The 21,485-nt window shown below is 68.4% G+C and carries 22 protein-coding genes; 7 read left to right on the forward strand and 15 right to left on the reverse strand.

The window, feature by feature from the left end:
• Positions 1-9: 9 nt before the first annotated feature.
• Both AU193_RS16655 and AU193_RS16660 read left to right on the forward strand, forming a co-directional pair.
• The gene (locus AU193_RS16655) at positions 10-684 is read left to right on the forward strand and encodes an isoprenylcysteine carboxylmethyltransferase family protein (RefSeq protein ID WP_064423473.1); all 675 of its coding nucleotides are present in this window, start codon (positions 10-12) and stop codon (positions 682-684) included.
• A 41-nt stretch (positions 685-725) separates the two neighbouring features.
• Positions 726-1,322 carry a DUF4126 domain-containing protein gene (locus tag AU193_RS16660; RefSeq protein WP_064423474.1) on the forward strand — a complete coding sequence of 199 codons (597 nt, stop codon included), beginning with the start codon at positions 726-728 and terminating at the stop codon, positions 1,320-1,322.
• 33 nt (positions 1,323-1,355) lie between these two features.
• Here AU193_RS16660 and glgC read toward each other — a convergent pair whose 3' ends face one another.
• Positions 1,356-2,570, reverse strand: a complete 1,215-nt coding sequence (gene glgC / locus AU193_RS16665; protein ID WP_064423475.1) for a glucose-1-phosphate adenylyltransferase — start codon at positions 2,568-2,570, stop codon at positions 1,356-1,358.
• Between the two features lie 133 nt (positions 2,571-2,703).
• Between glgC and glgA the strand changes: the two genes are divergently transcribed.
• Entirely contained in the window at positions 2,704-3,873 is a 1,170-nt protein-coding gene (glgA, locus tag AU193_RS16670; RefSeq protein ID WP_064423476.1) for a glycogen synthase, read from the forward strand.
• Between the two features lie 19 nt (positions 3,874-3,892).
• Here glgA and AU193_RS22905 read toward each other — a convergent pair whose 3' ends face one another.
• The 7 genes from AU193_RS22905 to AU193_RS16700 form a co-directional block, all read right to left on the reverse strand.
• Positions 3,893-4,060 (reverse strand): DUF3117 domain-containing protein, encoded by a 168-nt coding sequence (locus AU193_RS22905; RefSeq protein WP_005059648.1) that lies wholly within the window; start codon positions 4,058-4,060, stop codon positions 3,893-3,895.
• Between the two features lie 147 nt (positions 4,061-4,207).
• A complete protein-coding gene (locus AU193_RS16675; protein WP_064423477.1) occupies positions 4,208-4,846 on the reverse strand; it encodes a DNA-3-methyladenine glycosylase I in 639 nt (212 codons plus the stop codon).
• A complete protein-coding gene (locus AU193_RS16680; RefSeq protein ID WP_064423478.1) occupies positions 4,843-5,199 on the reverse strand; it encodes a DivIVA domain-containing protein in 357 nt (118 codons plus the stop codon). The genes AU193_RS16675 and AU193_RS16680 overlap by 4 nt, the downstream gene beginning before the upstream one ends.
• A 119-nt stretch (positions 5,200-5,318) precedes the next feature.
• Positions 5,319-6,269, reverse strand: coding sequence for a glucosyl-3-phosphoglycerate synthase (locus tag AU193_RS16685; protein ID WP_064423479.1), 951 nt, complete (start codon positions 6,267-6,269; stop codon positions 5,319-5,321).
• The gene (gene folP / locus AU193_RS16690; protein ID WP_064423480.1) at positions 6,266-7,090 is read right to left on the reverse strand and encodes a dihydropteroate synthase; all 825 of its coding nucleotides are present in this window, start codon (positions 7,088-7,090) and stop codon (positions 6,266-6,268) included. Before folP ends, AU193_RS16685 begins: the two co-directional genes overlap by 4 nt.
• Positions 7,091-7,232: 142 nt before the next feature.
• Positions 7,233-9,014 (reverse strand): long-chain-acyl-CoA synthetase FadD6, encoded by a 1,782-nt coding sequence (fadD6, locus tag AU193_RS16695; RefSeq protein ID WP_064423481.1) that lies wholly within the window; start codon positions 9,012-9,014, stop codon positions 7,233-7,235.
• Between the two features lie 49 nt (positions 9,015-9,063).
• Positions 9,064-9,639: a TIGR00730 family Rossman fold protein gene (locus tag AU193_RS16700; RefSeq protein ID WP_064423599.1), complete on the reverse strand. Its 576-nt coding sequence runs from the start codon at positions 9,637-9,639 to the stop codon at positions 9,064-9,066.
• Between the two features lie 140 nt (positions 9,640-9,779).
• Between AU193_RS16700 and AU193_RS16705 the strand changes: the two genes are divergently transcribed.
• Both AU193_RS16705 and AU193_RS16710 read left to right on the forward strand, forming a co-directional pair.
• Positions 9,780-11,870 carry an AAA family ATPase gene (locus tag AU193_RS16705; protein WP_064423482.1) on the forward strand — a complete coding sequence of 697 codons (2,091 nt, stop codon included), beginning with the start codon at positions 9,780-9,782 and terminating at the stop codon, positions 11,868-11,870.
• 45 nt (positions 11,871-11,915) lie between these two features.
• Positions 11,916-12,728: an ESX-1 secretion-associated protein gene (locus tag AU193_RS16710; protein ID WP_064423483.1), complete on the forward strand. Its 813-nt coding sequence runs from the start codon at positions 11,916-11,918 to the stop codon at positions 12,726-12,728.
• A gap of 53 nt (positions 12,729-12,781) precedes the next feature.
• Here AU193_RS16710 and AU193_RS23645 read toward each other — a convergent pair whose 3' ends face one another.
• The 4 genes from AU193_RS23645 to dapE all read right to left on the reverse strand — a co-directional run bounded on the left by AU193_RS23645 (position 12,782) and on the right by dapE (position 17,449).
• The gene (locus AU193_RS23645; RefSeq protein WP_064423484.1) at positions 12,782-13,432 is read right to left on the reverse strand and encodes a hypothetical protein; all 651 of its coding nucleotides are present in this window, start codon (positions 13,430-13,432) and stop codon (positions 12,782-12,784) included.
• 25 nt (positions 13,433-13,457) lie between these two features.
• Positions 13,458-14,576, reverse strand: a complete 1,119-nt coding sequence (locus AU193_RS16720) for a hypothetical protein (RefSeq protein WP_064423485.1) — start codon at positions 14,574-14,576, stop codon at positions 13,458-13,460.
• A 92-nt stretch (positions 14,577-14,668) separates the two neighbouring features.
• Positions 14,669-16,282: an ABC-F family ATP-binding cassette domain-containing protein gene (locus AU193_RS16725; RefSeq protein WP_064423486.1), complete on the reverse strand. Its 1,614-nt coding sequence runs from the start codon at positions 16,280-16,282 to the stop codon at positions 14,669-14,671.
• A 102-nt stretch (positions 16,283-16,384) separates the two neighbouring features.
• Positions 16,385-17,449, reverse strand: a complete 1,065-nt coding sequence (dapE, locus tag AU193_RS16730) for a succinyl-diaminopimelate desuccinylase (protein ID WP_064423487.1) — start codon at positions 17,447-17,449, stop codon at positions 16,385-16,387.
• Between the two features lie 24 nt (positions 17,450-17,473).
• Here dapE and dapD point away from each other — a divergent pair, with 24 nt between their 5' ends.
• A complete protein-coding gene (gene dapD, locus AU193_RS16735) occupies positions 17,474-18,418 on the forward strand; it encodes a 2,3,4,5-tetrahydropyridine-2,6-dicarboxylate N-succinyltransferase (protein WP_064423600.1) in 945 nt (314 codons plus the stop codon).
• Between the two features lie 87 nt (positions 18,419-18,505).
• Here the strand turns inward: dapD and AU193_RS16740 are convergent, their stop codons facing one another.
• The 3 genes from AU193_RS16740 to AU193_RS16750 are packed head-to-tail and all read right to left on the reverse strand — an operon-like array spanning position 18,506 to position 20,882.
• Entirely contained in the window at positions 18,506-19,075 is a 570-nt protein-coding gene (locus tag AU193_RS16740) for a M15 family metallopeptidase (RefSeq protein ID WP_064423488.1), read from the reverse strand.
• 59 nt (positions 19,076-19,134) lie between these two features.
• Positions 19,135-19,485: a VOC family protein gene (locus tag AU193_RS16745; protein WP_064423489.1), complete on the reverse strand. Its 351-nt coding sequence runs from the start codon at positions 19,483-19,485 to the stop codon at positions 19,135-19,137.
• On the reverse strand, positions 19,482-20,882 hold the full coding sequence (locus tag AU193_RS16750; RefSeq protein WP_064423490.1) for an acyl-CoA synthetase: 1,401 nt from the start codon (positions 20,880-20,882) through the stop codon (positions 19,482-19,484). The genes AU193_RS16745 and AU193_RS16750 overlap by 4 nt, the downstream gene beginning before the upstream one ends.
• A 43-nt stretch (positions 20,883-20,925) precedes the next feature.
• On the opposite strand from AU193_RS16750, the gene AU193_RS16755 reads away from it, so the two are divergent.
• A complete protein-coding gene (locus AU193_RS16755; protein WP_064423491.1) occupies positions 20,926-21,462 on the forward strand; it encodes an NUDIX hydrolase in 537 nt (178 codons plus the stop codon).
• The last annotated feature ends 23 nt before the right edge of the window (positions 21,463-21,485 follow it).

Here is a 21,485-nt window from a genome sequence, read left to right on the forward strand (position 1 = left end):
GAAGGTGCCATGAAAACTGCCCTGCAGGCGCTGGCATCGGTTGTCTTCGGATTCGTGTTCTTCGCCGCGGCATTGTTTCTGCCGGCCGGAACGTTCGACTATTGGCACGCTTGGGTTTTCATCGGCGTGTTCATCGTCGGCACGATGGGGCCGAGCATCTACCTCGTCGTCAAACGTCCCGACGCGTTGCGCCGCCGGATGAAAGCGGGCCCGTTCGCCGAAGCGCGACCGGTGCAACGGGTCCTCATCGCGTTGCTCGTGCTGATGGTGGTCGTCGTGCTGGTGGTCAGTGCGCTCGACCATCGCTTCGGGTGGTCGACGGTGCCGACGGCGGTGGTGGTACTCGGCGATGTGCTGGTATGGACGGGTCTGACGCTTTCTCAGCTCGTCATCATCGAAAACAACTACGCCGCAGCGACTATCACGGTCGAGTCGGGACAACGGCTGGTCTCGACGGGACTGTACGGCGTGGTGCGCCACCCGATGTACGCCGGCACGCTGATCATGATGGTCGGGACCCCGCTCGCGCTGGACTCGTATTGGGGGTTGCTGGCAGTCGTCCCGACTGTGCCGGTGCTGGTCGCGAGGATCCTCGACGAGGAGTCGATGCTGAAACAGCAATTGGCCGGATACTCCGGGTACATGGATCAGGTGCGCTATCGCCTTGTGCCGCATGTTTGGTGAGGCCGCCTCCGCGTCGGCGGGCTTCGGCCGATAATGCGGATGTGGAACTGCTGACGGGCCTGGGCCTGGCGACCGCGGCGGGGCTCAACGCCTATATCCCGCTGCTGGCGCTCGGCCTGCTGTCGCGGTTCACCGACCTCGTCGTCCTCCCCGCCGGTTGGGCTTGGCTGGAGAACGGTTGGGTGATGGCGATCGTCGCGACGCTGCTGGTCGTCGAGATCGTCGCCGACAAGGTCCCCGCCCTCGACAGTGTCAACGATGCCGTCCAGACATTCGTCCGCCCGACGGCGGGCGGCATCGTGTTCGGTTCGGGCACCGCGGCGCAGACGTCTGCGGTCACCGATCCCGGTGCGTTCGCCGAGTCCGGGCGGTGGATTCCGGTGGTGATCGGCGTCGTCGTCGCGTTGGCGGTGTCGCTGACCAAGTCGACGGTGCGTCCGGCGGCCAACGTCGCCACCGCCGGGGTGGCCGCACCGGTGCTGAGCACGGTCGAGGACAGCGTCAGCGTGGGACTGGTCTTCGTCGCGATCCTGGTGCCGGTGCTGGTGTTGGTGGCCGTCGTGGTGTTGGCGTGGCTGGCGGTGCGGATCCTGCGGCGACGCCGCCGTAGCGGCGCGAGCGAGAAATCGGGGTCGTGATCGCGACCAGGAATCCTGATTCGCGGTAGCCGGTCAGATCCAGACGCCCTTGCCGACCGCGACCACTCCCCCGGCGCTGATCGCGAACCGTTCGCGGTCCTTGTCGAGGTCGACCCCGACCATCTCGCCCGGGCCCACGACCACGTTCTTGTCCAAGATCGCGTGGCGCACCACCGCGCCGCGACCGATACGGGCGCCGGGCATGATCACGCTGCCCTCGACGATCGCCCCGTCGTCGACGACGACGTTGGATGACAACACCGAATTCCGAACGGACGCAGCCGAGACGATGCTGCCGGCACCCACGACCGACTCCTGAGCCGAGCCGCCGTTGACGAACTTCGCCGGCGCGAGCATCTCCGATTCACCGCGGATCGGCCAGCGCTTGTTGTAGAGGTTGAACACCGGGTGCACCGACACCAGATCCATGTGCGCGTCGTAGAACGCGTCGAGGGTTCCCACGTCGCGCCAGTAGCCGTGATCGCGCTCGGTCGCACCGGGCACTTCGTTGTTGCTGAAGTCGTACACCGCGGCCATGCCGTCGTCGACCAGACGCGGGATGATGTCGCCGCCCATGTCGTGGTCCGAGTGGTCGTCGTCGGCGTCGGCGCGAATCGCGTCGATCAACACCTTGGTGGTGAAGATGTAGTTGCCCATCGACACGAACGCCTCGTCGGGGTTGTCCGGCGTGCCCGGCGGATCGGCGGGCTTCTCGACGAAGCTGCGGATGCGCCCGGACTCGTCGGAGTCGATGACCCCGAACGCGGTGGCCTCCGCACGCGGCACCCGGATACCGGCGACCGTCGCACCCGCGCCGCTCTCGATGTGGAACTGGACCATCTGCTCGGGATCCATGCGGTACACGTGGTCGGCGCCGAATACGACGATGTAGTCCGGATCCTCGTCGTAGATGAGGTTCATCGACTGGTAGATCGCATCCGCCGAGCCGGTGTACCAGCGTGGTCCGAGCCGCTGCTGAGCCGGAACGGGCGTGATGTACTCGCCTGCCAGACCCGACAGTCGCCAGTTCTGGGAGATGTGACGGTCAAGCGAGTGCGACTTGTATTGCGTAAGCACGCAAATCCGCAGATACCGCGCATTGACCAGATTCGACAGCACGAAGTCGATCAGGCGGTAGGCGCCGCCGAAGGGAACGGCGGGCTTGGCTCGATCCGCGGTCAACGGGTAGAGCCGCTTGCCCTCCCCGCCGGCCAGGACGATGCCCAGCACGTGTGGCAGTTCCCTCATGCTTCAAACCTATCGGCCGCTTCTATCCTGGGCTACCCATTGCCGCGGCGAGTCAACGTGCCCGCGCAGATCCGGCGATTCCGACGTCGATGCAGTCCTGCGGTGGCTTGCATGCGTAATTAGGGTCGAAACCATGCGGGTGGCGATGATGACTCGGGAGTATCCACCCGAGGTTTACGGCGGGGCGGGGGTGCACGTCACCGAGTTGGTCGCTCAGCTGCGCCACCTTTGCGAGGTCGACGTCCACTGCATGGGTGCGCCGCGTGCGGACGCGATCGTCGCGCAACCCGACCCGGCGCTGCTCGGCGCGAACGCAGCGCTTTCGATGCTGTCGGCCGACCTCAACATGGTCAACGCGGCCGCACTGGCTGACGTCGTGCACTCCCACACCTGGTACACCGGTCTGGCCGGCCACCTCGCCGCGCTGCTCTACGGGGTGCCGCACGTGTTGACCGCGCACTCGCTGGAGCCGATGCGCCCCTGGAAGGCCGAACAGCTCGGCGGCGGCTACCGGGTGTCGTCCTGGGTGGAGAAGACGGCGGTGGAGGCGGCCGACGCCGTCATCGCGGTCAGCTCCGGTATGCGCGAGGACGTATTGCGCACCTATCCCGCTTTGGACCCGAATCGGGTGCACGTGGTGCGCAACGGGATCGACACCGAGGTCTGGTATCCGGCCGGCGCGGAACCGGGCGAATCGGTGCTGGCCGAACTCGGCGTCGACCCGTCACGACCCATGGTGGCGTTCGTCGGGCGGATCACCCGGCAGAAGGGCGTCGCACATCTGATCGCCGCGGCGCACGACTTCGCCCCCGATGTGCAGCTGGTGCTGTGCGCAGGAGCGCCCGACACGCCCGAGATCGCCGCCGAAGTGACCGAGGCGGTTCAGCATCTGTCGCACGCCCGCACCGGGGTCTTCTGGGTGCGCGAGATGCTCCCGATCGTCAAGATTCGCGAAATACTTTCTGCTGCAACCGTTTTCGTATGTCCCTCGGTGTACGAGCCGCTGGGCATCGTGAACTTGGAGGCGATGGCGTGCGCGACGGCGGTCGTCGCGTCCGACGTCGGCGGCATCCCGGAGGTCGTGTCCGACGGGCGCACCGGGCGGTTGGTGCACTACGACCCGCAGGACGCGCGGGCTTACGAGACCCGGTTGGCCGAGACGGTCAACGAGCTGATCACCGACCCCGAGAGGGCCCGCCAGTACGGCGAGGCCGGGCGGCAGCGCTGTATTCAGGAGTTCTCCTGGGCCCACATCGCCGAGCAGACGCTCGAGATCTACCAGAAAGTGGGCAATGCGGCGTAGCCGCCCACTTTCTGAACCGTCAGCTCGTGACGTTCTTCAGTTCGTCCCCGAGCGCGGCGGCCTCATCAGGGGTCAGCTCGACGACAAGTCGCCCGCCGCCTTCCAGTGGTACCCGCATCACGATGCCGCGCCCCTCCTTGGTTGCTTCCAGTGGACCGTCGCCGGTCCGGGGCTTCATCGCCGCCATCGAGTGCTCCCTCCAGATGGGCCCGCCCGCGGGCTCGGTCGGGGCCGGAACTGCCCACTCGTTTGACAGCTCCCGGCACTGAACTGTTACTGAACGCCCCTATTGTTCCCTATCGGCGCCGTTCGGTGTGCAAAGACCCGGCTAAGGTCACTCCCCGGGTGCCGCTGAAGTCGCCGGTACCCAGCAGTCTGCGGTGTGATCGTCGACCATCCCGGTCGCCTGCATCAAGGCGTACGCCGTCGTCGGCCCGACGAAGCGGAAGCCGCGACGCTTCAGTTCCTTGGCCATCGCGGTCGACTCGGGCGTTACGGCCGGGACGTCGGCGAAGGTGGCCGGCCGCGGTCGGGGCGGCGGCGCGAAGGACCACAGCAGTTCGGCGAAATCGGTGCCGCCGTCCCGAAGGTCGGCGACCGCACGGGCGTTGGCGATGGTGGCCTCGATCTTGGCGCGGTTGCGCACGATTCCGGTGTCGGCCAACAACCGCGCGATGTCGCGCTCGGTGTAGCGGGCGACCCGCTCGACGTCGAAACCGTGAAATGCGCGGCGGAAGTTCTCCCGCTTGCGCAGGATCACCAGCCACGACAGCCCGCTCTGGAACGCTTCGAAGCTGACCCGCTCGAACAGCGCGATCGAGTCACGCAGCGGCCGACCCCACTCGGTGTCGTGATAATCCCGGTAGAGGACGAAATCAGCTGGAGCCAAACGTGATTCGTCGATCCAGGCACACCGGACGCGGCCATCGGGTTCGACGGACGGTTGCTCGGAGGTTTCTGGGGTGGCGGTCATGACTCCTCACCCCCCTCCGACTGCAGCGCATGGGCGCCACCCTCGATGGGCTCGTCCTCGATGCCGTGCGTCGCGCGCAGGGTGGCGAGCTGACCGCGCAGCAGGTCGAGTTCCTGGCCCAGCCGGTCGAGCACCCAGTCGACTTCGCTGGTCTTGTAACCGCGCAGCGTCTGGGTGAACTTGACGGCGTCGACGTCGGCGCTCGTCACACCGGAGGCGGGTAGCACCGTCGCGGTGGTTTCCCGCGGCAGCGGCGGCAGCGGTTCACCGCGGCCGAACACCACACTGCCGACGGCGAACAGCACCACGGCGATCAGGACCAGCACGACCAGATACAGCAGAACCAGGCTCACGGTTCGATACTGCCTCAGCCCACTGACTGGTCGCTTCGCAGTTCGCGCCGAACGTGGGTTACCGACACGCTTTCCTCGAAAAAATGTGCGGGTAACCCACGTTCGGCGCGCGGCAGAATTCAGCCGCGTGGGCGCAGGGTCACCATCGGGGGGCGGTCGGCCAGCGACACCGACGACGCCCGCGGCGTGTAGTCCTCGCCGTCGGCGAAGAACTGCGTCAGCCCGACACCGGAGTCCGGCACCCCGCAGCGCGACAGCAGCGTCGCGATGACCTGGCGGCTCATGTTGGCCAGCTCTGTCAGCGGCCGGTTGCGGTGGCTGCGAACACCGAGGTTGACCTGGGCGATCCCGTCGAGGCCGAGCCGGTCGTAGGCGTCGATCAGCAGGCCGATCTCGACTCCGTACCCCGGCGCGAAGGGTACGGACGTCAACAGCTCACGGGTGCCGGCGTATTCACCGCCCAGCGGTTGCAGGATGCAACTCAACTCCGGCCGCAGGGAGGCGAGCAGCGGCCGAGCCACCAGCTCCGTCACCCGCCCGCCGCCGTTGGCGTCCTCGCTACCGCTGACCTTCAAAGGCCTGCGGTAGAAGCCCTTGACCAGATGGACGCCGTCGGTGGTGAGCAGCGGTCCGACCAGCTTGGGCACGAACATCGGGTCGGGGTCGATCAGGTCCGAGTCGACGAACACCACGACGTCCCCTGTCGTGGCTGCCAGCGAGCGCCACAGCACCTCACCCTTGCCCGGTTGGGGGACCACTTCCGGCAGCGCCGCCTCGCGGCTGATCACCCGGGCGCCGGCGGCCAGGGCGCGGATTTCGGTGTCGTCGGTCGAGCCGGAATCCAGCACGATCAGCTCGTCGACCAGCCCACCGAGTAGCGGGGTGATGGTCTCGACGACGTTGCCGACAGTCTCTTCCTCGTTGAGGGCGGGCAGCACGACCGAGACGGTGCGGCCGCGTTTGGCCGCTTCGAGTTCGGAAACCGTCCACGTCGGCCGGTTCCAGCTGTGGTCGCTGAGCCAGCGTGCGGTGACGACGTCCGCAGCGGGAAGTTCGGGTGTGAGTGTCATGCCAGTCCCCTCACCGTGCGTGCCGGCGGCCGTCCGCCCTGGATCGACGCGACCATCTCCAGTACGCGCCGAGTCGGTCCGACCTCGTGCACGCGGAACATCGCGGCTCCGTCCGCTGCCGCCAAGGCGGTGGCTGCAAGGGTGCCCTCCAGGCGTTCGGTCAAACCCACACCCAGAGTCTCCCCGACGAAGTCCTTGTTGCTCAGCGCCATCAGGACGGGCCATCCAGTGTTTACAAGCTCTTTCACATGGCGCAACAAACTAAGACCGTGGTAAGTGTTCTTGCCGAAATCGTGCGTCGGATCGATCAGTACGGCGTCGCGCGCCACCCCCGCCGCGACCGCGCGTTCTGCTGCCGCGGTCACCTCGGCGATCACGTCGTCGACGACACCGCGTTCGGTGATCCCATAGTTGACCCGGAACGGCCTGGTCCGTGGTTGGGCACCGCCGGTGTGTGAGCACACCAGCCCCGCGCCGAACTCCGCGGCCACCTCCGGTAGCGCCGGATCATGGCCCGCCCAGGTGTCGTTGATCAGGTCGGCTCCCGCCGCGCACGCCTGTTTGGCGACCGCCGAGCGCCAGGTGTCGACGCTGATCAGCTGATCGGGATAGGCGCCGCGCAACCATTCGATGAACGGAACGACGCGCGCGATCTCCTCGTCGGCGTCGACGGTGTTGCCGGGGCCCGCCTTGACCCCGCCCACGTCGACGACGTCGGCGCCATCTTCGATCACCCGGTGAGCCGCCGCCTTGGCGGCCTCGTCGGTGAACGCGGCGCCGCGGTCGTAGAAGGAGTCCGGCGTCCGGTTCACAATCGCCATGATCAGTGCTCGATCAGCGGCGACGGGCCGGCCCAGGAAACGACCTGGGAAACGACCCGAGTGCGTCTTCACGCTTCCAGGCTACGGCGGCGCGACTTGTGCGTGATTTCGCTCGGTCAGCGAACGTTCCACTCACAAACCGCTAGTTTTTGGGCTTCTTTCCCTCGGCGACCTCTTTGGGATAGTCGTCGTAGAACTCGACATAACCCTCGTCGCGGCCGGAGAGCACATAGATCGGATCGTCGATCTCCTCCACGTTGAAGCCGTCCTTGCGCAGGTCGACCTTCTGGCTCTTGAACGTCGAGGTGTACGCGAGCTCCTCGACCACCCGCACGAACAGCGGCACCGCGTATCCGGGCAACTTGTCGTATGCGGCCTTGGCCAGCGCCTTGCCGTCGAACTCCTGGCCCTCCTTCAGCTGGATCGCCGCCATACCCGCGCGCCCGCCCGCGCCCTCGACCTCGACGCCGAACACCGTGCACTCCTCGACCTGCGGGTCGGCGGACAGCGCCGCCTCCACCTCGGTGGTGGCCACGTTCTCACCCTTCCACCGGAAGGTGTCGCCGAGCCGGTCGGTGAACGACGCGTGCCCGAAGCCCTGCGAGCGCATCAGGTCGCCGGTGTTGAACCACACGTCGCCATCGCGGAAAGCGTTGCGCACCAACTTCTTTTCCGTCTCCTCGCGATCCGTGTAACCGTCGAAGGGCTGAAAGTTGCTCACCTTGGACAGCAACAGTCCCGGCTCACCGGTGCGCACCTTCTTGACGCGACCCTTGTCGTCGCGCAGCGGATCGCCCGAGTCGGGGTCGTATTCGACGAACGCCACCGGCGACGGGCAGATCCCGGTGGACTGCGGAATGTTGAAGACGTTGACGAAGGCGGTGTTGCCCTCACTGGCACCGTAGAACTCGCACACCCGGTCGATGCCGAAGCGCTCGGTGAAGTCGTCCCAAATCGCCGGGCGCAACCCGTTGCCACAGATCACCCGGACCTTGTGCTTGCGGTCGGTGTCCTTGGCCGGCTGGCTGAGCAGGTAGGAGCAGATCTCGCCGATGTACACGAACGCGGTCGCGTCGTAGCGGATCACCTCGTCCCAGAACTTCGACGCCGAGAACTGCTTGCCGATCGCCAGCGTCGCTCCGGCGTTCAGCACCGACGACAGCGCTACGGTCAGCGCGTTGTTGTGATACAGCGGCAGGCAGCAGTAGAGCGTGTCTTTGCTGCTCAGCCGCATTCCGAGGCCGCCGAACCCGGCCAGCGCCCGCAGCCAGCGGTAATGGGTCATCACGCTGGCCTTCGGCATGCCGGTGGTGCCGGACGTGAAGATGTAGAAAGCGTCGTCCTTGGCGAGCACGGCCGCGGTGGTCGGAGGATTGCCGGTGGGCGCGGACGCGGCCAGGCGCTTGAGCTCGTCGATGGTGAGCAAGCCGTCGGTGTCGGCGCCGGACTCGGTGATCGGCTCGACGAAGTCGGTATCGGCGACGACGGCCTTGGCGCTCAGCAGCCCGAAGCTGTGCTTGAGCACGTCGCCTCGCTGGTTGTAGTTGAGCATGCCGGCGATCGCGCCGCATTTGACCGAGGCCAGCATCAGCAGCACCGGCTCCGGGGAGTTCCGCAGCATGATGCCGACGACATCGCCGTGACCGACGCCGCGGGCAGCCAGAATCGCGGCGTAGCGGTTGACGGTCTCGTTGGCCTCGCGATAGGTGATCTGCTCGTCACCGAACCGGAGGAAGACCTTGTCGCCGTAGCGCGCGGCGCGGTCCTGGAACACCTTGCCGATCGAGGTCTTGGCCGACGGCCGGGCACCGAACCCGGTGACGACGCCGCGCAGCATCGTCGGCAGGTCCGCGATCAGACCCGGCGCACGGGCGGCGATGTCCAATAAACCAACGCTGCGGTGAGTTCCCGACTTGTCGGTCATCCGCGTTCGTCCCTCCCTGTTCGTTTGTCGCACACCCTAGTGACCGTTCTCATGGCGGTGGCGCGCACGCCGTCATGGCCGACTCGACGTCGGCGACGACGATCAGTCGGTCCAGTGCGCCCTGCGCGACGTACCCGCTGTCGCGCAAGCCGTGCAGCCAAGCCAACAGCCCGTCGTAGTGCCCGATGGGGTCGAGCAGCACGACCGGTTTGTCATGCATACCCAAATAGCCCGCTGTCCAGGCTTCGAAGAACTCCTCGAGGGTGCCGATGCCTCCGGGCAGGGCGATGAACGCGTCGGCGCGCCCCTCCATCACTTCCTTGCGTTGACGCATCGTGTCGGTGACGACGAGTTCGTCGGCGTCGACATCCGCGACCTCGCGGTGCACCAGCGCCTTGGGGATGACCCCCACGGTGTGGCCGCCGCGGGACCTGGCCGCTGTCGCCATCGCACCCATCGCCGAGACGTTTCCGCCGCCGGAGACCAGGCTCCAGCCCCGCTCGGCGATCGCCACTCCGACCTCCTCGGCCAGCCCGATGAGCTCGGGGTGCGTCGGACCGGACGCGCAGTAGACACACACCGCCCACTGGGGACGGGACTCGCGTGCGTTGGGTTCTGCGGACACGAGCACAACCTAGCCGCACGACGATCAAGCGGCCCCGGCCGCGTTGAGGAGTGCGGCGATCAGGTTTCAGCCGCACGACGATCAAGCGGCCCCCAGACCGTTCAGGAGTGCGGCGATCGATTTCGCCATAGACTCCGGCGGTGCCGATTGAGTGGGTCACCTCGCCGCCCGGACCGGCACTCGATTCGATCGAAGCCGGTCTGCAGAAGCGTTCCGGCGCCGTCTTGATCGGGCCCGCCGGCGTGGGTAAGACGACGCTGGCGCGAGCCGCCGCGCAACGGTTCGCGGCGGCCTACCACCGCGTCGACTGGGTCACCGCGACCGCACCGATGGCAGCTGTCCCGTTCGCGGCGGTCAGTCGCCTCATCGAAGTCGCCGACACCGGTAAGACCGCCGACGTCTTGCGCAGCGCCCGCGAGACACTGGGCGACGGACGCCTGCTGGTGGTGGACGACGCTCATCTGCTGGACCCGTTGTCGGCGGCGTTGGTCTACCAGCTCGCGGTCAGCGCCGCCGCCGCGCTGATCGTGACCGTGGCGCCGGCCGGGGTGATGGCCGACGGTGTCTCGGCGTTGTGGGACGACGGCCTGGTCGAGCGCATCGATCTCGAGCCGCCGGGTCACGACGACAGTCGGGTGGCCGCTTCGGTCGACGCATTCGTTGCCGCTCTGCCGGCCACCGCACATCGCGTTCTGGAGTACCTGGCCGTCGACGACCCGCTGGCGCTCGAAGAGCTCGAGGCCTTGGCGGGGAGGGAATCGGTCGAGGCCGCCGCGTCTTCGGGCGCCGTCGTGGTCGACGACGGCTGGGTGCACCCGGCGCACCCGTTGTTCGCCGACGCGGTGCGCGAGGCGTTGGGAGGCGCGGAACTACGCAGGCTGCGGGGCGAGCTCGTCGACCGGCTGGCCGGGCGGCCCGCGCGGGGCGCCGTCGACAGGTTGCGCCGCGCGGTGCTGGCTCTCGACAGCGACAGTCCGCAGCAGCCCGCCGAGCTGTCGGCCGCGGCCGCGGAGGCGTTGCGGCTGGGCGACCTGGTGCTCAGCGAACGGCTCGGCCACGCCGCGCTGCAGAGTGCGCCCGACCTCCCGACCCGGCTGACCCTGGCGTACGCGTTGGCGTGGCAGGGCCGCGGCCGCGACGCGGACGCGGTGCTCGACGGTGTCGACGGCGCCGCGCTGTCCGAGGACGAGTTGATGGCATGGGCGCTGCCGCGGGCCGCCAACCAGTTCTGGATGCTGTCGCAGCCCGAGCGCGCCACGGCGTTTCTGCGCGCGACGCGCAACCGGGTGTCATCGCCAGCTGCGCGCACCACGCTGGATGCGTTGTCGGCGACGTTTGCGATGAACGCCGGCAGCGTGTCGCGGGCGATGGAGGTGGCCGCCGACGTCCTGGCATCGCCGGCGGCCGACGACACCGCGGTCGGCTGGGCGGCAGCCGCCGCGGCGTTGAGCTCGGCCCGGACGGGCCGCTTCGCCGATGTCGATGCGTTGGCCGAGCGGGCGATGGCCGCCGGTCATCCGGGACTCCTGCGGTTCACCAGTGGATTCGGTCAGACGACGGCGTTGGTGATGGCGGGCGAGCTGGACCGGGCGCAGGAGCTTGCCCAGCGGCTCACCGACTTCGCGCAGCTGCAACAACCGGGGCGCGCGATCGGTGAGGTGCTGGTGGCCGACGTGCTGATCGCCAAGGGAGAACTCGAGGAAGCGGCGCGTCTGCTGCGCCGCGCAGCCGCCGCGCTGGCCCCGACCGGCTACTCGTGGGGCCCGTTGGCGTGGATGCTGCTGGCCCAGGCGCTCGGCCAACTCGGCGCGGGCGTCGAGGCGGGAAAGGCGTTGGCGCGCGCCGAGTCTCGACACGGGCTGAAGTCCATGTTGTTCGCCCCCGAGTTGGCGCTCGCACGGGCGTGGACGATGTGGGCGCGCCGCGACGAGCACGGTGCTGTCGCGGCTGCCCGCGAGGCGGTGCGCAATGCGGAGCGCGGAGGACAGACCGCCGTCGCGCTGCGATCGCTGATGGACGCGGTACGGCTCGGCGATATGCGGGCGGTCGACGCGATCGAGCGGGTGAGCGCCGAATGTGACTGTGTGACAGGGCGGTTGGCGTTGGCGCACAGCCGGGCGCTCACGGCGCGGGATGGCGCCGCGCTGGTGGAGGCGTCACAAAGTTATGCGGCGTGTGGGTGGCACCGTGCCGCCGCGGACGCCGCTGCCCAGGGCGAAGCCCACCGCTGAAATTCGTGTCGAGACCGGTTCCGTCGCGGCCCTAGGCTTGCCTCCATGAGCCAGTTGTTCGCGCAGACGGATGGGTTGCGGTCTTCCGCCTCGATTCACGACCGAGTCGCGACGAGCCTGTCGCAGGTGCTCGGCGACGGCGCGCCGGAGGCATCCGGGGTGCAAACCAGCCACGGTCAGATCGCGGCCGCAGTGGGCACAGCGCTGTCGAGCGTGCTCGACGCCCGCCTCGGCACCATGCAGAGCGCCGCCCACACGGGCGAGACGATCTCCGAACTGCTACGCAAGGCCGCGCAGATGTACGAGCAGGGCGACCGCGACGGGGCCGAGACGTTACGTGCGGCCGCCGAAATGCTCGAGGATCAATGGGATACGCAAGGAAGTGCGAGCGGCTCGGCGGCCGGTGCGGGTGGTCTGGTGGACGGTGCGGCCACTCTCGCAGGCGTCGGCGCCCCCGCCAACGGCGCGGCAAGCGCGCCCGGCGGAGATCAGATGGTCGGCCAGCTGCTCGGGCAGGTCGGACAGCAGGTCGGCCAGCTGGTCGGCTCGACGACAGCACCGCTGCTGGGTCTTGCCCAAGGGCTGCAACAGGTTCCGCAGATGATCGCGCAAGGCGTACAGCAGGCTGCCCGAGACGGCGAGACCTTCGAGCGCGACGACGACGGTCGGCTCGGCGAGGAGTCCGAGCTCACCGGCGAACGTTCCGACGAGGATGTCGAGGAACCATCGGAGTCGCGCCGTGTCGAACCGAAAGCCGTTCCGGCGCCGCATGATTCGACAGGCGCAGTTCCTGCTCCCGAGGCGCCGGTCGGTGCGGAGCCGCCCCGGCCCGCGCAGACCCGTCCGCCGGTGGGCTAGCGGCTGGATTGTTGACAGCCGGGCACGCTCACGACCCGACGAAATAACCAGCGCTACAGGTTGCGGGCGATGTCGTCGTCGCTGTAACTGGCGGCCAGCGGGGTGACGGGCACCGGGCCCGCACTGGATTCACTGCGCTCCGGTCCGGAGGCGCCGTCCCACAGTCGGTCATCGGCGCGCAGCAGCGGCCGGCTGTCCTCCGGGTCGTCTGCTTCGCCGGTGTGAAACGGAACGTCGTCGCGAGGCTGATGTGCCGCGGGCGCGGCGGGTGCGGCGGCACCTGGGCTCTGCGCCGACGGGCCGCCCGGCGACTGAGCGCCTTGCATCGCCTGTTGCATCAGCGAGCCGAACATTCCGGTCTGCCCGCCGAGGGCCTGCGCGGGCGCCCCCGCCATCTGCCCCATCTGACCGGCCTGCTGTCCCACCTGGCCGAGCATCCCGACGATCTGGCCGACCGACTGGGAGCCCGCGTCGTCGGAGTTCTCATAGGCTGCCTGCGCCGCGCCCACCTTGCCCGAGAACGTGTTCTCCTTGGCCGACAGCGCTGCGACGTTCGTGGCCAGCTGCGCGGCCAGGGTCGGCAGCACCGCCGAGATGGTGGCGCTCATCGCGTCCTGTCCAGCCGGAATCGTCGGTATCTCGGGCAGTTCGACCGTCGCCGCGTTCCAGCTGATGCCGTCGGGCTTTCTCAGTGGGCTACCCATGCGCGCTCCAAGTCACCAGTCGTCATCACCAGTCGTCATCGTCGTCATCGTCCAAGTCGTGATCGAGCGGCGCGGGCACGGCCAGCCCGGGTGCGGTGCCCCCGCTGACGCCGCGCTGACCCATCATCGGGGCCATCCCGCCCATGCCGCCGCCCGCGGGCATGGGGGCGGCTCCGCCGACCGCTGCGGCTCCTGCGGTCGCGCCCTCCACGGCGGGTGCGGTGCTGACGGCCTTGCTGCCGACGAGGTTGGCCATCTGCGGCGTCTGCAGTGGCGCACCGCCGGATCCGGGCAGCGACGCGGCCCGCACCATCCCCGAGCCCCCACCGGCACCCGAGCCGCCGGCAAGCGGATGGTTGGAGAACGACGAGAACGGAAGCCCCGCAGCACCCAGCGAGTCGGCCTTGCCGCCCTGACCGAACATCGACGTCAGCTGTTGCAGCGGCTGCGAGAGCTGCTGGCCCAACTGCTGCGGCACCTGCATCAGCGACTGGCCGAGCTGCATCGGCAGCTGTGCGGCCATGGCTCCCATCTGGCTCACCATCTGCAGAGCCTGCTGAGGGCCGTCACCGGCCTGCTTCGCGGCTTCTTCCGCGCTGTCCTGCGCCTCCTTGGCGCCCGGGACGGGTGGAGCCCCGAACAGCGGGATGCTCGGCGGGACGCCGAGGGTGTTGGCGAGTTCGGTGGTGTTGGTCGTGATGTTGGCGATGTTCTGCGACAACCCCATTTTGATCCGGCTCTGCACCAGCTCCTGGATGTTGGGCAACGGTGTCGCCGCGATGGCCTCACACTCGTGCTGGACCTCTTGGGCAATCGCGTTCGCCAGCATCTTCGTCTTGACGACCGTCGCCTCCATCGCGCGCAGCTTCGCCGCAATCGCGGCCGCCTGCGCCGCGTTGGCCTCGTGCCCGCCGATGATGGTGGTGGCCTCCCCGGCCGCCGCGAGCGCGCCCGCGCCCTCCCACGAATCCGACAGCTGCATCAGCTGGCCGTGCTGTTCGGGCACGACGCTGCCGCTGATCTTGGACGCCAGAGCCTCGTACGATGCCGCCGCTGCGGCCAAGGTCTCCTCGTCGACGTTCGGCCAGCCCGGGCCGGTCACGGTCTGACCACCGTACGGACTGGAATCGGGCGCGATGCCCATGCGCGACCCCCTTGACGACACGCTACGGGTCTCGAATTTACCGTGCCTGGGGTAGCTGCCCGTGCGCCGATTCCGAGCGACGTGACGTTCGATCAGGGCATCCAGTCCTCCTCGAGACGGCCGCCGGACAGCCGGAGGCGCCGCTGCACGCCGATGTCGGCAAGGAAGCGCTCGTCGTGGCTGACGACGATGAACGCGCCTCGGTACGCGTTCAGCGCGGCCGCCAGCTGTTTGACGCTGACGAGGTCGAGGTTGTTGGTGGGCTCGTCGAGCAGGAGCAACTCGGGGGCCTGTTCGGCGAAGAGCACGCACGCCAGCGTCGCGCGCAGCCGCTCACCGCCCGACAGTGTCCCCACCGGCAGATGGATCCGGTCTCCCCGGAAGAGGAACCGTGCCAGAAGATGCATGCGACGGGTGTGAGAAAGGTTGGGCGCGTACGCGGCCAGGCTCTCGGCGACCGTGTGGTGCGGATCCAGCAGATCAAGCCGCTGTGACAGATACGCCACCCGACCACCGCGCTCAACCGTGCCGGCGTCGGGCGCCAGTTCCCCGCCGACGATGCGCAGCAGCGTCGATTTGCCCGCCCCGTTGCGCCCCATCAACGCGATACGCTCGGGCCCGCGCACTGACAGGTCGACGTCGTCGAGTAGCAGCCGCTCACCGGTCGAGACGCGTAACCCCTTGGCGTCGATGATATCCCGGCCGATAGGCACGTCGATGTCGGGCAGGTCGAGTACGAGGGCGTCGTCGTCACGCACCGCCCGCTCCGCGTCGTTCAGGCGGTCCCTGGCATCCTCGACCCGCGCGGCGTTCACGCCGTCGATGCGGCCCGCGGACTCCTGGGCTCGTCGCTTCCGGGCGCCGGCAACGATTTTCGGCAGTCCAGCGTCCTTGAGGTTGCGCGCCGCTGTGCCTGCCCGCCGCGCCGCGCGCTCGCGAGCCTGTTGCATTTCGCGCTTCTCGCGCTTGAGCAGCTGTCGGGCGCTGCGGACATTGCTTTCGGCGACGCGCTGCTCGAGGCTCACGGCCTCGGTGTACATCGTGAAATTGCCACCGTAGGAGCGGATCTCGCCGTGGTGCAGCTCCACGATCCGGTTTATCCGGTCGAGCAGTAGCCGATCGTGGCTGACCACCAGCAAGCAGCCCGCGAAACCGTCGAGCGCATCGTAGAGCCGGTGGCGCGCGTCGATGTCGAGGTTGTTCGTCGGCTCGTCGAGCAGCAACACGTCGGGCCGGTTCAGCAGCCGACCGGCGATGCCGATACTGATGATCTCCCCACCCGACAGCGTGTCGAGTCGACGGTCGAGCGCGATATGGCTCAGGCCGAGCCGATGCAGCTGCGCCCGCGTGCGTTCCGCGACGTCCCAGTCGTCGCCGATCGTGGTGAAGATGTCGGCATCGACGTTGCCCTCGGCCAGCGCGTCGAGCGCTTCGATGACCGATGCGACGCCGAGCAGTTCGGCAACGCTTTGATGCGCGATGTACGGCAGTGTCTGCGGCAGGTACCCGAGCCTGCCGTCGACGGTGACCGAACCCGATGTCGGCGTCAACTCGCCGGCGATGAGTTTGAGCAGCGCGCTCTTTCCGGCGCCGTTGGGGGCGACCAGACCGGTTCGGCCCTCGCCGACGGTGAAGGACAGCTCGTCGAACAGCGGTGTGTCGTCGGGCCACACGAAAGACAGCTGGGAACAGACGATGGAAGACATGTGAGTGATCGCTTCGTGTCAAGCGCGGAAAGGGGGACGGGTCGGGTCCGGGCGGCACCCGGAGACGTCCTCAACTCACATGCGTTCAGCGTAGGTTTGCCGTCAAGCGGATAAATACCGGCGCAACACGTCGGTCGAAGCGGTGATCTTGTCGACCTCGACGCGCTCGTCGACACGGTGCGCGAGGTTCGGGTCGCCGGGGCCGTAGTTGACCGCGGGAACGCCGAGCGCGGCGAATCGCGACACGTCGGTCCATCCGTACTTGGCCCGGACCTGACCACCGGCGGCCTGCACCAGTGCGGCCGCCGCGGGCTTGGTCAATCCGGGCAGCGCGCCGGCGGCTGCGTCGGTCAGTTCGATCTCGACGTCGAGCCCGTCGAACACCTCGCGAACGTGGTGCAGCGCCTCGTCGATGCCGCGGTCGGGAGCGAATCGGAAGTTCACCGACACCGAGGCCGCATCGGGGATGACGTTGCCCGCGACCCCTCCGTCGATACGCACGGCGGACAGGCCTTCGCGGTAGGTGCAGCCGTCGATTTCGACGCTGCGGGCTCGATACGACGAAAGTCGGTCCAGCACCGCGCCGAGCTTGTGAATCGCGTTGTCGCCCAACCACGATCGCGCGGAGTGGGCGCGTGTTCCGGTAGCGCTGATCACGACGCGCAGCGTGCCCTGGCAGCCGGCTTCGATGTAACCGCCGGACGGTTCGCCGAGGATCGCGACGTCGGCTCGCAGCCAGTCGGGCAGTTCGGACTCGATGCGGTTGAGTCCGTTGGCGGACGCCTCGATCTCCTCACAGTCGTACATCACCAGCGTGATGTCGTGCGTCGGCTCGGCCACGGTGGCGGCCAGGTGCAGAAACACCGCGTCCCCGGACTTCATGTCCGACGTGCCGCAGCCGTACAACTCCCCGTCGACGAGCCGGCTCGGCAGGTTGTCCGCGACGGGCACAGTGTCGAGGTGGCCGGCGAGCAGCACCCTCGACGGCAGTCCCAGGTTGGTGCGGGCCAGCACGGCGTCGGCGTTGCGGATCACCTCGAGCGAGGTCTGCTCACGCAGCGCGGCCTCGACCTCGTCGGCGATGCGCTTCTCGTGGCGCGACTCGCTGGGGATGTCCACCAGCGCGGCGGTCAGCGCGATCGGATCACCGTGCAAGTCGAGGCTCACAAGGGCGACGTTAGTCTCTACGGCGTGACTTCTGCTGCAGGCATTGGACTGGCGACGATCGCCGCGGACGGATCGGTCCTCGACACGTGGTTCCCGGCACCCGAGCTCGGAGCGGACGGCCCGCCGGGCACGGTGCGACTGTCGGTGGCCGAGGTGCCCGAGGAGTTGGGCGCGCTGACCGGGCGCGATGAGGATCGCGATGTCGACGTCGTGGCGGTACGGACGGTGATCTCGTCGCTGGACGACAAGGCCGCCGATGCCTATGACGGCTATTTGCGGTTGCACCTGCTCTCGCACCGGCTCGTCGCGCCGCACGGCTTGAACGCCGACGGCCTCTTCGGGGTGCTGACCAATGTCGTGTGGACCAACCACGGGGCGTGCGCGGTCGCCGGTTTCGAGACCGTGCGGGCGCGGCTGCGTCGGCGGGCCCCGGTGACGGTCTACGGCGTCGACAAGTTCCCGCGGATGGTCGACTATGTGCTGCCGACCGGCGTGCGGATCGCCGACGCCGACCGGGTACGGCTCGGCGCACACCTGGCAGAAGGCACGACCGTCATGCATGAGGGCTTCGTCAACTTCAACGCGGGCACGCTGGGCTCCTCGATGGTGGAGGGCCGGATCTCGGCGGGCGTGGTCGTCGACGACGGGTCCGACGTCGGAGGCGGCGCGTCGATCATGGGCACACTGTCTGGTGGTGGGACGGAAGTGATCTCGGTCGGCAAGCGGTGTCTGCTGGGCGCCAATGCGGGCCTTGGCATTTCACTCGGCGACGACTGCGTGGTCGAGGCCGGGTTGTACGTCACGGCCGGCACGAAGGTGCAGACGGCCGACGGACAGACCGTCAAGGCACGCGAGCTGTCGGGTGCCGACAATCTGCTGTTCCGGCGCAATTCGCTGTCCGGCGCCGTCGAGGTGGTCAAGCGCGACGGCACCGGCATCACGCTGAACGAAGCGCTCCACCAGAACTGACGCCCTCTACTGGCCGAGCGCCCGCGTCTGTCCGGCGACACACCGGCGTGCGCGTACGTTTTGCGGTCGCTCGTCGCTGAAAAGTGCTCAATCCGCCGCGGCGTTGGGCTTGAGCGGAGGACAGCGCCCGTCGACGACGGCCAACTCGAAGTGCCAGATCTCGTTGGCGTAGATCTGACACAGCCCGAACTCGCGGCCGTTGGCGATGAGCCACCTGTCCGCTTCGACGGGCCCGATGTCGACGGCTTCGCCGGTGACGTGTTTCGACTTCTCCGGTGAGGCCACGAATTCGCGTGCGGCTTGGACACTTCCGTACCTGACGACACCGTCGTCGAACAGCCGTTCCTGGAAGCCCTTCGATCGCCACCCCGACGTGATGCGCATCTCGATGCCCTCGGCCTCGGCGCTGCGCGCCGCCTTCTGCACCGCCTCGCGCAGCGCAGGATCGAGCCACTCCACGATGGGGGTGTCTGCGTCGAACGGGCTGACCGTGCGGTCGTCGGGCAGCCAACCCCCGACGGTGTCCTGCGCGGCCGGCCCGATGCTGAGCGGCTCCTGGCCGACGACGGGTGCAGGAAGCGAAGGCGGAGGTGTGCCGCATGCGGCGATTGCGCACACTATTGCGCACACTGAAGCCGCCGCGAGTGTGCGCAACATGCTGAACTTTCGCGGCGTGTCGTGTGCAGACCCGCTCGCTCGCGGGGATGAGGAGGGGTTCAATCTTCTGCGGCCAGGATGCAGAATTCGTTGCCCTCCGGATCGGCCAGCACGACCCAGCTTTCGTCGCCCTGGCCGATGTCGACGTACCGCGCGCCCAGACCGACGACCCGCTCGACTTCGGCCTGCTGATCGTCGGGCCGGAAATCGAAGTGGATGCGGTTCTTGACGACCTTGTCGTCGGGCACTGCGAGGAACAGCCAATCGGGGCCGGCACCCGGCGGTGCGTGCAGCACCACGTCACCGTCGTCGTCGACGTCGCGGGGCCAGCCCAGCACCTGCGACCACCACCGGCCCAAATTGGAGGCGTCGTGTGCGTCGATACAGATCTCGTCGAACTTGAGCGTCAACGTGCCAGCTCCTTCTTGAGCACCTTGCCCATCGCGTTGCGCGGCAGCGAGTCCACCAGCCGCACTTCGCGGGGGCGCTTGTGTATCGAAAGCTGTTGTGCCACATATGCCATGAGCTCGTCGGGAGTGGCATCACCGACGACGAACGCCACGATGCGTTGGCCGAGATCCTCGTCGGGCAGGCCGACGACCGCGACTTCCCCCACGCCGGGATGTCCGAGCAGCGCCGCCTCGATCTCACCCGCGCCCACCCGGAAACCTCCGGTCTTGATCAGGTCGACGGATTCTCGTCCGACGATGCGGTGCATGCCGTCGGCGTCGATCACCCCGACGTCGCCGGTGTGGTACCAGCCGTCGGTGTCGAGCACCTCGGCGGTGGCATCGGGTCGGTTGAGGTAGCCGTCGAACAACGTCTCGCCCCGAACATGAAGCTGCCCAATGGTTTCCCCGTCGTGCGGCACCGTGCCACCGTGCTCGTCGACCAGGCGCGTCTCGATACCGCGCAAAGGCAGACCCACCCACCCGGGTCTGCGCTCACCGTCGGCGCGGGTGCTGATCGTGATCAGCGACTCCGTCGAACCGTAGCGTTCGATGGGCCGGTGCCCGGTCCTGTCGACCAGCTTGTCGAACACCGGTACGGGCAGCGGCGCGCTTCCCGAGACCAACAGCCGCGCCGACGCCAGCGCCGCTGCCGCCTCCGCGTCGTCGGCGACCCGCGACCACACCGTCGGCACCCCGAAGTACAACGTCCCACCGGCGGCAGCGTAGTTCTGCGGACTCGGTTTCCCGGTGTGCACGAACCGATTTCCCACCCGCAGCGATCCGAGGAGGCCGAGGACCAACCCGTGCACGTGGTACAGCGGCAAGCCGTGCACCAGGACGTCGTCGGCCGTCCACTGCCACGCGTCGGCCAGCGCGTCGATGTCGGCGGCGATCGCGCAGCGGCTGAGGACGACACCCTTCGGCGGACCGGTCGTGCCGGACGTGTAGATGATCAGCGCAGGCGACTCGGCGGGCGGTTCGGCGTAGCGGTGCCACGAGCGGGCGTGCAGCCGCACCGGCACGTGCTGCAGACCCTCGCTCTCCGCCGGCTTCTCCCCCAGCCACGCCTGCGCAGCGGAGTCGGTGAGGATGTGCCTGCGCTCAGCGGCGCCGACGTCGGCGGGCACCGGAACGATGGGCACCCCCGCGATCAGGCAGCCCGTCACCGCCAGCACGGTCGCCACGGTCGGGGAGGCAAGGACGGCGACCCGCTGCGCGCCCGCGACGCGCTCGGCGACCGACGTCGCGGCGCCCACCAGATCGCCGCGCGACAGCTGCGTACCGTCGATGCGGACCGCGTCCCCGATGTCGGCACCACCTGCCACCGCGGCGGGGTTCAACGAAGCCAGCAGCATAAGCAGCGAGGTTACCCATATCGGCTCGGCGATACTTGGGCGCGTGACTCACATCGAGCGGCTGGCATCGCGCGAGGTCTACCGCAACAACTGGATGGCGCTGCGTGAGGACGACATCCGCCGACCCGACGGCAGCAACGGCATCTACGCGGTCGTGGACAAGCCGACGTATGCCTTGGTGATCGCGCGTGATGGCGACCGGTTCCGGCTGGTCGAGCAGTTTCGGTATCCGTTGGGCCTGCGCCGCTGGGAGTTTCCGCAGGGCACCGCGCCGGACCGACGGGACCTCGCGCCCGCCGACCTTGCGGCGCGCGAACTGCGCGAAGAGACGGGCCTGCGCGCATCGCAGCTGGTGCGCCTGGGACTGCTCGACGTGGCGCCGGGAATGAGCAGCCAGCGCGGCTGGGTGTTCCTGGCGACGGGCATCACGGAGGGCGAACACGACCGCGAGCCCGAGGAGCAGGACATGCACAGCGAATGGTTCACCCGCGCCGAGGTCGAGCGGATGATGCGCGACGGCGTGATCACCGACGCGCAGTCGATCGCGGCGTGGGCCCTGCTGGCGCTGTCGGGCCGCTAGCGGATGCGACGAGTTCGCGGTGC

Origin of the sequence: Mycobacterium sp. GA-1285, from assembly GCF_001499905.1 — a bacterium.
Classification (GTDB): domain Bacteria; phylum Actinomycetota; class Actinomycetes; order Mycobacteriales; family Mycobacteriaceae; genus Mycobacterium.

Bases quoted from the DNA above. Each gene is read 5' to 3' on its own strand.
- AU193_RS23645 (WP_064423484.1), bottom strand. From the start codon at position 13,432: ATGGGTAGCCCACTGAGAAAGCCCGACGGCATCAGCTGGAACGCGGCG.
- AU193_RS22905 (WP_005059648.1), bottom strand. From the start codon at position 4,060: ATGGCGGCGATGAAGCCCCGGACCGGCGACGGTCCACTGGAAGCAACC.
- AU193_RS16725 (WP_064423486.1), bottom strand. From the start codon at position 16,282: ATGTCTTCCATCGTCTGTTCCCAGCTGTCTTTCGTGTGGCCCGACGAC.
- glgC (WP_064423475.1), bottom strand. From the start codon at position 2,570: ATGAGGGAACTGCCACACGTGCTGGGCATCGTCCTGGCCGGCGGGGAG.
- AU193_RS16720 (WP_064423485.1), bottom strand. From the start codon at position 14,576: ATGGGCATCGCGCCCGATTCCAGTCCGTACGGTGGTCAGACCGTGACC.
- AU193_RS16750 (WP_064423490.1), bottom strand. From the start codon at position 20,882: ATGCTGCTGGCTTCGTTGAACCCCGCCGCGGTGGCAGGTGGTGCCGAC.
- AU193_RS16675 (WP_064423477.1), bottom strand. From the start codon at position 4,846: ATGACCGCCACCCCAGAAACCTCCGAGCAACCGTCCGTCGAACCCGAT.
- AU193_RS16685 (WP_064423479.1), bottom strand. From the start codon at position 6,269: ATGACACTCACACCCGAACTTCCCGCTGCGGACGTCGTCACCGCACGC.
- folP (WP_064423480.1), bottom strand. From the start codon at position 7,090: ATGGCGATTGTGAACCGGACGCCGGACTCCTTCTACGACCGCGGCGCC.
- fadD6 (WP_064423481.1), bottom strand. From the start codon at position 9,014: ATGACCGACAAGTCGGGAACTCACCGCAGCGTTGGTTTATTGGACATC.
- AU193_RS16655 (WP_064423473.1), top strand. From the start codon at position 10: ATGAAAACTGCCCTGCAGGCGCTGGCATCGGTTGTCTTCGGATTCGTG.
- glgA (WP_064423476.1), top strand. From the start codon at position 2,704: ATGCGGGTGGCGATGATGACTCGGGAGTATCCACCCGAGGTTTACGGC.
- AU193_RS16710 (WP_064423483.1), top strand. From the start codon at position 11,916: ATGAGCCAGTTGTTCGCGCAGACGGATGGGTTGCGGTCTTCCGCCTCG.
- AU193_RS16740 (WP_064423488.1), bottom strand. From the start codon at position 19,075: ATGTTGCGCACACTCGCGGCGGCTTCAGTGTGCGCAATAGTGTGCGCA.